Annotated in this window: 7 protein-coding genes; 3 read left to right on the top strand and 4 right to left on the bottom strand. The window is 57.5% G+C overall.

All coding sequences use genetic code 11. From position 1 onward, the window contains the following. Positions 1-189: 189 nt before the first annotated feature. Together EC9_RS03200 and EC9_RS03195 are read right to left on the bottom strand one after the other, a co-directional pair. Positions 190-1,536, bottom strand: coding sequence for a lipopolysaccharide biosynthesis protein (locus EC9_RS03200; protein ID WP_145342306.1), 1,347 nt, complete (start codon positions 1,534-1,536; stop codon positions 190-192). A 20-nt stretch (positions 1,537-1,556) separates the two neighbouring features. After that, positions 1,557-4,496, bottom strand: a complete 2,940-nt coding sequence (locus tag EC9_RS03195) for a PVC-type heme-binding CxxCH protein (RefSeq protein WP_218934557.1) — start codon at positions 4,494-4,496, stop codon at positions 1,557-1,559. A 281-nt stretch (positions 4,497-4,777) separates the two neighbouring features. Between EC9_RS03195 and EC9_RS03190 the strand changes: the two genes are divergently transcribed. Beyond that, on the top strand, positions 4,778-6,097 hold the full coding sequence (locus EC9_RS03190) for an outer membrane protein assembly factor BamB family protein (protein WP_145342304.1): 1,320 nt from the start codon (positions 4,778-4,780) through the stop codon (positions 6,095-6,097). A 36-nt stretch (positions 6,098-6,133) separates the two neighbouring features. Here EC9_RS03190 and EC9_RS03185 read toward each other — a convergent pair whose 3' ends face one another. Further along, positions 6,134-7,396, bottom strand: coding sequence for a glycosyltransferase family 4 protein (locus tag EC9_RS03185; protein ID WP_145342303.1), 1,263 nt, complete (start codon positions 7,394-7,396; stop codon positions 6,134-6,136). Positions 7,397-7,546: 150 nt separating this feature from the next. Here EC9_RS03185 and EC9_RS03180 point away from each other — a divergent pair, with 150 nt between their 5' ends. Together EC9_RS03180 and EC9_RS03175 are read left to right on the top strand one after the other, a co-directional pair. After that, complete coding sequence (locus tag EC9_RS03180) at positions 7,547-9,247, top strand: HEAT repeat domain-containing protein (protein WP_145342302.1); 1,701 nt, start codon at positions 7,547-7,549, stop codon at positions 9,245-9,247. Between the two features lie 26 nt (positions 9,248-9,273). Then, the gene (locus EC9_RS03175) at positions 9,274-9,822 is read left to right on the top strand and encodes a hypothetical protein (RefSeq protein ID WP_145342301.1); all 549 of its coding nucleotides are present in this window, start codon (positions 9,274-9,276) and stop codon (positions 9,820-9,822) included. Between the two features lie 322 nt (positions 9,823-10,144). On the opposite strand, the gene aspS is transcribed toward EC9_RS03175, so the two are convergent. Continuing rightward, on the bottom strand, positions 10,145-11,932 hold the full coding sequence (gene aspS, locus EC9_RS03170) for an aspartate--tRNA ligase (protein WP_145342299.1): 1,788 nt from the start codon (positions 11,930-11,932) through the stop codon (positions 10,145-10,147). Positions 11,933-12,000 lie beyond the last annotated feature (68 nt).

Genomic DNA, 12,000 nt, shown 5'->3' with positions numbered 1-12,000 from the left:
AGGGTTGCGATCGCGCGAGTCGAACGCGCAGCGGCGGCAGTAAATTTTTTCGCGATCACTATTGACCAAATTTTAAACGAGCATAAAAAAGCGTTCAGGAGAGACTCAATAAATGGCAAGCGCCGCGTGCGGCGAAAGTCATTTGTGGCCGGGGTCTCTCTTTTTTTATGCGCCGATGGAACGATTGGCTCAACACTTCCGAAGCTTCAGATAACCCCAGGTTTGCAGCGGAAGTAAAACCAACCAGAACGAAGCCGCGTAGGCACAAGCGATGCCCCACGTCGAATAGAAGTAACCCGCCAGCCAAATCGATGAAGCCGCAATGATCATTGCCGGGATCATGATCATCAATGGCGGAAAGCGACGCGACAAGATGTAAAACGATTGAATCGCTGACAGATGGTTTGCCAGGCACCCCAGCCCTAAGATCGCGACGATCTCAGGCGACACAAAGCGGTTCTCGAAACGGGGATCTAACCAGGGCAGCAGCATGACCAATAGGGTCAACGCGATGAAAGCCAACACCAGCAAGGCGGAGGAACTGATCGCAATCTGCTGCCACATCGTCCCCGCTTGCTCCCGTTTGCCAGCCCCGTGCAAACTTGCGGCAACCGGGTACTTGGCTTGCACCCAGGCCATCGCAAGCATCTGGATTGCTGCGGTCGCGGTTAACGTCATCCCCAATCGTCCCGCTTCAGCGCTGTCCTTGCTGAACCACAGGATGATCAGCACAAAACATTGAGTGGTGACGTAATAAAGCACGCCATTGACGGCGACCTTCCACTGAAAGGGAACAACGTCTTTCCGCCACGAAAACTCGGCAGATTGGCCCACCTGAGCCAAGATCGGCCGGAATACCGGTCGTCCATACACGGCAACCAAGTACCCCGTCCACAGGGTTTGCGTTGCCGTTGCGGCGACAACACTCCAAATCCCCAGCCCCATCGTCAAGCAGCCCCAGACGACCAAACTGCCCGAGAACGCCTGCAGCAAGCGGATCCGATAGACCGTTTCGCGCAGCCCGATCCCTTCCAGGATTGCGACATTGGGGGACCAAACGACCGTCAACGCGGCACAGGGGAGCACCAGCAACAAGGGCCACTGCCAGGCGACCGGATTGGTGAACTCCAAATCGCTCAACACACGCCACCCCATCACCAGCGCCACGACGCCATAGACCACACCGGCTGCGGCAAACCACCGTCGCGATGACCGCAACAGTTCCGCCATCCGCATTGCCGCGCGTTGCCAAGCTTCGCTTTCAAAGGCGGGAGGAGCATGAACGTTCAGCGACGTGGCCTCGTGTCCAGCAAACGTAATCAGCACGCTCAACAGGCCAAGTTCGAAGAATGCCTGAATCGTCAGAAAACTGAAGATTCCGTAATAGACGCCCTGTTCGTCGAGCGACATATAAATCCCGATCAAACAAATCGTCAGCGGCCCCGATACAACCTGCCAGATGCGGGCCGCGAGGACCCACAGCAAAGACCGATCGAGCTGGAAGCGATTCGCCCAGGCTGCCAATCGGCGATTCATTTTTAAAGAAGGGACGGGACTCATTCGGGCGGCTGAGCTTTCGTGGGTGAAGCCATCAAGTACTCGGCCAGATCAATTAGCTGTTCGCGAGTGAGTTTCAGATGCAAGTTGGCGGGCATGATCGATTGAGGTTGCTTTTGCAGTTCATCCACCTCGTCGCGACGGATCGTCCGATCGATCCCTTGTGCCGTTCGAATGGTGACAGCATCCTCGGTTTGGCTGATCAGCACCCCCGACACAATCTGGCCGTCGGACGACAACAACGTGTGCGTCTCAAAGCCGTGACTGATTGCCGCGTTAGGCGTCAGGATAGCGGAGTAGAGTGCCGAAGGGGAAAGTCGCTTTCCAATGTCGGTCAAATCGGGACCAATTTCTTTTCCCATTCCGTTGTGCCGATGACAGCTGGCGCAGTTTCCAGCATCACGAAAGACGATAGCGCCCGCAGCCGCGTCCCCTCGTTCGTTAATCAGTTGATCCACCAAAGGCATCGCCACCGCTTCAACGGACTCCGGCGATGCCAACCTTTCCGCAGCAGCGTCTGCGATCGATTTCACCGGAGACGCCAACAACCCATCGCGGATTGAAACTTGGATCGGGGCCGGCAGTTCATTCGACTGAAGGTGTTTTAACAAAGCCGCTTGTCCGTCGGTGCGCGCCGCCAAGCCGTCCGCTGCCGCAATGCGTAGCTCCATTGGCAAAGTGGCCTGCAACGCGAGCGGCATCAGGAGCGAGACCGCTTGCTTGCCAGCAGTCAAGCTGACCAAATGGATCGCTTTGGCGGCACGTTCCGGTTCGGACGATTCCATCGCATCAACCAGCGGCTGTGCCGCGTTCAATTTGAAAAGCACCTCGGCCGCACGGACACTTAAGGTGCCGCTTGCATCGTCCAGCAGACGCGTTGCAAGTTCATCCGCGACATCGATGATTGCGTACCGTTCAATCAGATCGAGCGATTGGGATGTGTAAACGTTGGATCGCACAAAAAGCAGCAAAGCGTCCGTCGCCACGGCGGAAGTGGAAGCGTCGCGGGCATTGAGCCTGGCAAAGACCTCTTCTGGATGGACGTCGTAGCCCTGATCCACCAGACTTCGCAGCGCGAGTTGTTTCGCAATTCCAGAATGAAAGTCGAACGCACGCAGAAAGCGAGCATGTTCCGAGCGCGGAAGCTGTGGCGAATTCAAGATTTCAGCCAGCAGGCTACAGGCCTTGCGGGCTCGCGAACGCCAAACAATGTTTCGCCCCGACTGGTTGTTCCAGTCCGTCCCCACCGCGGCCAACCACGCTTCGAAGCAAGCGTCCGCCTTTGGATCCGATCCAATTCCCAACGCTTCCAGATACCAACGATCCTCTCCATCATATTGCTGGGCCAGCTCGGCCCAACGGGTTGCCGCAGCGGAGGATTCGCTTTCACGCAAGGCGATCGCGAGCTCGCGACGCACTTGCGGCGAAGGGTCGCGGAACAACGACGGCAACGCATCACAAACGTCTCGATGCAACTGACGCGCTAGCCGGATGCTTACGATGCGAATTCTGGGGTCGGGGTCCTGTGCCGCGTGAGCCAGAACCTTATCGGCCTGGTCGGGCAGATTCCCCAGATACCAAATGGCCCGGGCACGATGGATGGGATTATCGGATTGGGCGAGTTCCCAAAGGGGCTCCACAGCGGAAGCCCCAAAGCTTTGCAACGCTTTCCAGGCCCGATAGCGAGTCGCGGCATTGGGATTCGTCAGGGCGACCACCGCTGCGGGAACATCGTCTAGCTGCAATGAAGGGATACGATAGCTTCCATCGTGGTCGGCGGGCGTGATCCGAAACAAACGCCCCCGTTGGGTGTCAGCCATCATGTGACCGCCGACTCCTGGATCGTACCAATCGGCGACCAAAATCGATCCGTCGGGAGCCACCTTGGCATCGGTGGGGCGAAACCATGGGTCTCGCGCCCCCAACAACAAGTCTTGGCCCTGACAACGGAACCCCGCCAGATTCGGCTCGACATCGTAGGCTCGGCAAACATTCACCCCCGCATCGGTATGAATCAGATTGCCCAACAATTGCGGCAGAAGCTCTCCCTCATAACACGTAATCCCCGCCGGGGCGCCGCCTCCGGTGTGCAGGAGGCTGGGGACCACACCAGGGTCGTCTAAGTGCCAGTGTTGACGCGGTTTCTCATCGCTCATCCCCGTCCTTTCCGTATGCCAACCGGCCCCGGTCATTTCATCCCGGAAGCCATAGTTACCGAATTCCAGAACATAATTAAGACGCACCGAAGCGTCGCCGTCGTCGTTATCGGACAGCCACATCGAGCCAAAAGAATCGACGGCCACCATCCAGCTGTTGCGCAAATTCCATCCGAGCGTTTCAAAATGACTGCCATCGAGATCGCATCGAAACAGCATCCCTTCTTGATAAGGAAGATGTTCGGCCGAAACAAGATTTCCGGCTAAGTCCACGATCGGCTTGCCCTCCTTATCCTTGATTTGCCGGCCCTCGTTTCCAAAGTTGAAGTAAAGCTTGCCGTCCGGACCAAACGAAACCGCGTGAATTCCGTGGTCGTGTTGGACTCCAGAAATGCCAGAAAACAAGGTCTGTTTCTCATCTGGTTTGTCATCGCCATCGGAGTCGGTAAATCGAATGATCTTGTCTCCAGCGGACACAAATACGTGCTCCCCTAAGACGCAGACTCCATGGGGTGAGTTGATATCCGGACCTTGGTAGAAGACGCTGTGTTTGTCAGCAACCCCGTCCGCATCGGTGTCCTCGATAATGACGATTCGATCGCCTTGTGGACGGGCATCTTCGTGATGCTGGCGGTAATTGGCGATCTCGCACACCCAAACGCGGCCCCGGTGGTCGATGTCGATACTGGCAGGATTGATACACTGAGGTTCGGATGCAAACAACGTAGCGGCCATCCCCGCCGCGATATCGAGCCCTGCGATCGCCTGCAAGGGCTCGCGCATCGTGGTATCGATGCCGGGATCCGGCATGGTCGGCTCGGCGAAACGCTTCCAAATCAAAACCGGCACGACCGCGAGCCCAATGAGCGCCGAGACCGCGAGCCCTATCCGAAGACGTTTGTTGTGTAGCCAGTGCATGGTGCTGCTGTTTTGCGGTCGATTGATTCGATAGGATAGACGGAGCGAGAACGACGATCGAAGCTCCGACGGTTGCCGATTGAGGCGTTCCGAAGCGTATAATACCACGTCTCTCACTTTGGGGAGTTGTGGCATGGAGAGTGGAGATGACGAACGTTCGGGTTGCTTTCTTGATTGCCCTGACTCTGCTGGCCGCGAGTCAGGGGGGATGCAAACGCGCCCCAGAAAAAACCGTTTCCGAATTGCCTGAAATTAGCGACCTTCCAGTGGTGGAGCTTCAGCACACGGCCGCTTGGGGGATGTTCCGAGGACCAGGCATGGAGGGACACGCTCCCGATCAGCCTTTGCCAACCTCATGGGGAGAAGACGAGAATGTTGTCTGGGCGAAGGACTTGCCTGGCCTTGGTCATGCCTCTCCCATTCTCGTTGACAACATGGTGGTGTTGCCGACGGCGATCGAGGAACAGGAACAGCAACTCGTGATCGCGCTGGATCGGTCCGATGGTCGTGAACTGTGGAGACGCGTCATCCACGAGGGGAACTTTGTCGACGAGAGCCAGTTGCATCTAAAAAGCAGCCAGGCAAATTCAACGTTGGCCTGCAACGGCAAGCAAATTTTCGCAGTGTTCTTGAACGATGCGAAGGTTGTTCTCTCGGCGTTGGGGCTTGATGGTGCATTGCTTTGGCAAACCGACGTGAGCAAGTTTCAATCCAGAAATGGCTTTGGCGCCTCACCCGTGCTCTACAAGTCACTCGTCATCTGCCCAACGGACAACAACGGCGGCGGAAACATCGTAGCGATCGACGGTGCTTCGGGCGAAGTTGTTTGGCGTACCGACCGCGGTGCCCACAACACCTATTCGTCAGCCAATGTTTGCTACTTCGGTGAGGACCGGGAGGCTCAGCTGCTGATCAGCGGAGGAGAGGGAATCACGAGCTACGATCCCGAGACGGGGAAGATCAATTGGGTCGCCCATTCCGAGTGTGACGTTACCTGCGGGACGATGATTTGTGGTGGCGATTACACGTTTGCATCAGGGGGCGTTCCCGGGAACGAGACGATCTGTTTAGATCGCGTGGGGACAACGATATGGACGAATCAGGTGAAGGTCTACGAACCCTCACTGCTGTATGTCGAAGGCTACCTGTACGCGGTCACGGACAACGGAATTGCGTATTGTTGGAACGCGTCCAATGGAGAGGAGTGCTGGAGGAAGCGACTGGGGAAAAACTTCAGCGCGTCCCCTTGGACCTGCAACGGGCTGATCTATGTGACCAATGTTGTTGGTGACACGATTGTTTTTGAAGCCAACCACGATGAGTTCAAAGAGGTTGCGAAGAACCACCTAGGCACCGATTGCTTCGCCTCTCCCGCGATCGATGAGGGCCAGATCTACATGCGTGTGGGCGTCGAGGGTGACAACGGTCGTCAGGAACGACTTTACTGCCTCGGCGACAAGTCTTAGCCGCTCGGGAAACCTCGTTTCCGTTTTCGCAATCTCTTACGAACTTCGATCTAAAAGTTGATCGATCCGGGCTTTGTAGCGTTCACAATTGATGCGGATCGAATGCTCTGAACGCACCCAGCGTTGGGCCGCCTCGGAGCATCGCTGCCAGGTCGCGGCATTCTCTTTGAGTTCACGAAGCCGCTGGGCGGCAAGGTCGAGGTCGTTGTCGGTCCCCCACCCGGCTCCGGACGCCGCCAGATAGCCGTCGAAATCTTCGAGTGAAACAACGGGCGTACCCGCTGCAGAGGCCTCGAGGATCACATTTGGAAAGCCTTCAAATTCGGCTGCACCTGTTGATAAGTACGCCAAGGCGTTGTGGTAGCGTTTGGGCATTTCGGCGTAGGGCACAAAATCAAGGATCTTTACGTTGTCGGGCACCGCCTCGCGAAGCTCTTGTTCAACAAGCACGCTCCCTGGATTGAGGATCATTTCAAACTGCAGATCGGGGCATCGTTTCGCAATTTCCAAGCATAACCAAGGCCGCTTGTGCCAAGTATCGTACCGGCCAATCCACAAGACAGGACCCTCCGGATGAACACGTGGCTTCGACGGGGTCCATCGATCGATCCTGATCCCTCCCTTGATGACATGGGCTTCCAGATTCAACGTCTTGCGCACCTGATCCCGCTGGCACTGGGTCTGACAGATGATTGCCGACGCCAGGCGTAGCGTCTCCTGACGAGCCTGAACGGTCTCCCCGTATTCGTTGCGTGTTGAAACTTGCATGTCGTCTGGGGAGGAGGGAGCGTCCGCGTTGGAAACGATGCACGCGATCGATTTGGCGCCGACTTCATTTGCTGCGCGAATGCAAGCCAGTTGGTCGTTGCCCGTGCCAAACACTAAGCAGATAGCTGGATCGATACGGCGTATGTGTTCCGCAATGCGGCTTACAATCGGGCGACGATCTCGAAACGGACGCGTGACAGCGAGCAATGGAACCTGCCACGCCAATCGCAACAAGGACCGGAAGCGAGCCTGCTTGAGAGCTTGCAGATTCAGACTCTGCGACACCTGAAGCCGGGTGTTCTTCAGCGGGTCCAGGATGGTGTGCAGTTCCACATGATCCACGACCGCGTTGGCTGGTCGTCGCGATTCGCTCACAAGGATGGAGATCGCGAGGTCGTCGCTAGTGGAAGCCAGCGTCCTGGCAATCGTCCACATGCCCGACTCGAGCCCCCCGACCGTTGTTCCCGACCTTCCTTGAATCGCCGGATAGGCATTGAGACCTAAAAAACAAACCTTTTTCGCTGCGGGCATATTGGAACTGAGAATCTGGGGGAGTAACGAGCAAATGGCGGTTCACGGGTGCGTCAACTCCCTGCCCTTTTGCCTCCAGCAAGCCTGGAATGCTATACTAAACAATCTTCTATGTACCTGCTGCAGAAATCTCATTTCGGTTTGACGTCAATGCTGTTACCCACTCTGAAACGAATGGTTTGGAACCCTTGGGCTTTCAATCTGGTCGTCATACTGGTCGCATCGGTAACGATAAACCTGCAGGAAGCGTCTGCATATTCGCCTGAACATCCAGACGTGGTCCGCATGATCGATCGCGGAATCGCATTCCTGCGTTCAAAAGAGAAGGACCATGGGCACCACCCCGAAGGTGCCAAAATGTTGAAGGCCTATGCAATCTACAAGGTGAATCACGATCCCGACGACCCGCTGGTCCGTGAGGGGGTGGCAGCCGCGGTGGCGTACATCGAAAAACAAACGAAAGCGAAATCGGTCGACCACTACATGTCGTACGCTGGCGCGTTCGCAATGCTGCTGTTGATCGATGTCGACCCGATTAAGCACCGATCAGCGATTGAGCGGATGTCCCGCTACTACTTGGGGTTGCAAAAGCCACACGGCGGTTTCGGGTACCCCAATGGTCCCGAAGGGGACAATTCACAGAACCAATATGCAGTCCTGTCGATGTGGTCGCTGCGGAAGGCAGGCTTCAAAGTCCCCCCTGAAGTCATGGAACGGCTGGCGATCTACCTGCTGCAAACGCAAGATCCATCGGGGATGTGGGGCTATTTTGGAATCATCGGCAACCGCGGCTTGGTCCGGCAGGAACGAACGCGGATGTCACTGACCTCCGCATGCGCTGGCAGCCTGTTGATTGCAGGCGATTTTTTTGACTTCTACAAAGACAGGGCGCGTCGCAAGCAGAAAACCGATGACGACAGTGGCTTGCCCCCCGCATTAACAATCCATGACGAGAAGTCCGAGCAGGCGGCCGCTGCGGTAAAAACATCGCAACTGAAGAACCCAATGATCGAAACGGCCGTTGGGCGGGCGATGAATTTCTACAACAAAACAGCCTTCAAGTTCTCCAACTTCCCCAACTCACTGGGGTTCTACTACTACGCGCTCTACGCTCACGAACGCTTCATGAGCTTCGTCGAGAACTCGCGCGGCGAGTACGAAAACGAGCCAGCCTGGTACAACCAGGGGGTCGAAGACTTAAAACGCCACCAAGACCCCAACGGGGCGTTTGGAGGAGTGGCTGCTCGCAAGGCAGGCATGTCCCCCCACCTTTCCGAAAGTGAAAACACGGCCTTCGCAATCCTGTTCCTGATTCGCAGCACCAAGAAGGCAATTGGTCAGCTGAGCACGGGAACGATGCAGGGCGGGTACGGGCTTCCCAAAAGCACCAAGGGGATGCAGTCCAAGGGGGGCCAGTTGATCGATGCTCCTAAGGCGGGCAGCGTTGGCGGAATGCTCGATTTGCTCGAACAGGGTGGCGACGATGTCGACGACAAGGCGATCTACGATTCGTTGATCCTGTCGAAAGATCCGCAGGAGCGAGCCGACCAATTGAAGCGGCTCAAACGCATGGTCAAAGGCGGCCCCTACAAGACCCGCCGCGCTGCCGCTCGGATGTTGGGCCAGAGCAGCGACATGGACATCGTGCCGACACTGATCTTCGCTCTGACCGATCCCGACAAAACGGTGCAACGCGAAGCTCGCAACGGCTTGCGTTTTGTCAGCCGCCGTTTCGAAGGCTTCGGCCTGCCCGACGACCCGCCCCCCAAACAGGTCGAAGCTGCCGTGAAGGCCTGGAAAGAGTGGTATCTGCTCTCGAATCCCTCTTACATCTTCCTGGATGAGGGCTGAGCCTCGCGAACCAATGGAGCCGATCGATGCGGATCTTGATCCTGACAGCCGCCGTGACGATGCTCGCCGCCCAAACCTGCTCCGCGCAGGTTGTCATGCTGCCGACGTTCGGCACGTTCCAGTATTCGGGATCGGTCTTGGTTCCCGACGGCGGATCGGCTCATCTGGGCAGCATCGGTCGGTCGGCCGAAAGCAGCCGCAACTCGGGCTGGGGATCGCGAGCGACAGGCCGCTCGATCTCTCGCGGCACGATGAGCGCCCACGTTCAGATCATCGACTTGGCCGAGATGGATCGCCAATTGCTAGGTGCCGAACCGGCGGAGTTCCTGCGTCAACAGAAGGCCAAAGAAGCGGCCAAGGTTGTCCCGCCGAAGCCGATCGATCCGGTCGAGGCAGCGAAACAGCTGGTCCGCGACGCCCGGCGATGCGTGCAAGAAGGCCACCTCAAGGCAGCCGATTATTATTACCGCCGCGCGATCGGCGAACTGCCGAGCGATCTCGCCGCGATCGCTCGGGCGGAATATGAACGGTTCAAGCAGCAAACCGTACTCGTGGCCCGTCGCGACCAACCGTAGAGCCGTCGCAGGGAATCCTTGGCAAGCTGCTGCTTTCTCATAGGCACTAGCCACGCCAAAGGTGTGCCAGCCATTAGCCGGTGGTCGAGCGATAGCGAAGACCACCGGTAGGAAGCAAGAATCGAACTATCGACCCCGCAGGCGGTCGCAGCACACATCGCATGAGCTTCTGCGACCGCCTACGGCGGTCAACGACGCGAAGGACACCGCAACCGCAGGTGGCGCTACGCTTACCTGCGGCTAATTGCTCAAATCCCTGACGGGATATTTATGGGTGCTCAACCGCATCGGCAAGATCCACGACGATACTAGCGCGGCAGCCTTAAGCTTGCTGCTTGCTGGCTGGTGGAGTCGTTCGCAAGTACAGCTCTTCCAGCTGCTTCTTGTCGACTTCGCTTGGCGCTTCGGTCATCATATCGGACGCCTTCTGCGTTTTCGGGAACGCGATGCAGTCGCGGATGCTGTCCAGATTGGCGAACAACATCACCCAGCGATCGATTCCCAACGCGATCCCGCCGTGCGGTGGCGCTCCCAGTCGCAGCGCGTCCAACAGGAACCCAAATCGCTCCTTCGCCAGTTCAGGCGAAATCCCCAGCAGATCGAAGACCTGTTGCTGGATCCCCGAATCGTGGATCCGGATCGTTCCGCCGCCCGCTTCGCTGCCGTTGATGATCAGATCGTAAGCGATCGCTCGGCAAGCGGCCGGATCCTCTTTCAGCATCGGCAGATCGGCGGTCCGCGGCGCGGTGAACGGATGATGCATCGCGACCCAACGGTCCTCTTCGGCATCGTGTTCGAACATCGGGAATTCGATCACCCACGAAAAGCTCATCGCTTCGGGATCGTACAGCTTCAGTTCCGCACCCAATCGCTTTCGCAAACCGGCCAAACCGCGGCAGGTCACTTCCCACGAATCGGCAAGGAAGAGCAGCAGGTCGCCCGGTTCCGCTTCAAATCGTTGGCCGATCGCCTGCAATTGCTCCGCTTCCAGATTCTTGCTGATCGGCGACCAGAGCGATCCATCCTCTTCGACGCGGAACCAAGCCAAGCCCTTGGCTCCAAAGTCCTGCTTGACGTATTCGGTCAGTTCATCGATCTGGCGACGCGAGTATTTCGACGCGGCACCCTTGGCGTTCATGCCGCGGACCTTGCCTCCAGCGTCGACGGCACCGCGGAAGACGCGGAACTCCACATTCGCTGCGATATCGCTGATGTCGACGATCTCCATCCCAAACCGCAGGTCGGGAGCGTCGGTTCCGTATTTGGTCATCGCTTCGTCCCACGTCATCCGTGGCAACTTGGCGGGCGCGTCGATTCCCAACACATCCTTGGCGACCACGCCGACCAGACCATCGATCATCCCGATCACATCGTCCATGTCGACAAACGACATCTCGAGGTCCAGCTGCGTGAACTCGGGCTGGCGATCGGCGCGAAGATCTTCGTCGCGGAAACATTTGGCGACCTGCACGTAGCGGTCGAAACCGGCGACCATCAAGATCTGCTTGTACAGTTGAGGCGATTGGGGCAGGGCGTAGAATTCGCCGGGATGAACGCGGCTGGGAACCAGGTAATCGCGAGCTCCCTCGGGAGTGCTGCGGCCCAGGATCGGCGTTTCGACGTCGATGAAGTCGCGATCGGCGAAATAGTCGCGCATCAGCTTGATGATCCGGCTGCGAAGGACCATCGTGTCGAGCATCTTGGTCCGACGGAGATCCAAATAACGATGCTTCAGTCGCAGATCTTCGCCCGGCAGATCTTGCTGCGACGGAACAAAAGGAGCCTGCTGGCAGCTGTTCAGCAGTTCCAAATCCTTGGTCCGCAGCTCGATATCGCCGGTCGCCAGCTTATCGTTGTGCTTCCCTTCCAATCGCGCCGCGACGGTCCCGACGACCTTGATCACCGATTCATTCGCCAACCGACCGGCGGCGTCGACAGCTTCCTGACCGCACTCGGGGCCAACAACCACCTGGGTGATTCCGTAGCGATCGCGGAGATCGATAAAGACAGCTCCGCCGTGGTCCCGCGTGCTTTCAACCCAACCGCAAAGTGTGACTTCAGTGTCAATATCCTGCGACCGAAGCTGGCCGCATGTGTGCGAACGTAACAATTTAGTGACCTTTTGAGGCGTTTTTGAAATGCTGGGAGGGTCCGGAACGCGTCCGGCGAAAACGATCT

It is taken from the genome of Rosistilla ulvae, from assembly GCF_007741475.1.
In the GTDB taxonomy this organism is placed as follows: Bacteria; Planctomycetota; Planctomycetia; order Pirellulales; family Pirellulaceae; genus Rosistilla; species Rosistilla ulvae.
The sequence above is the reverse complement of the archived record's forward strand: the minus strand, read 5'-3'. Positions and strand labels throughout refer to the sequence as shown.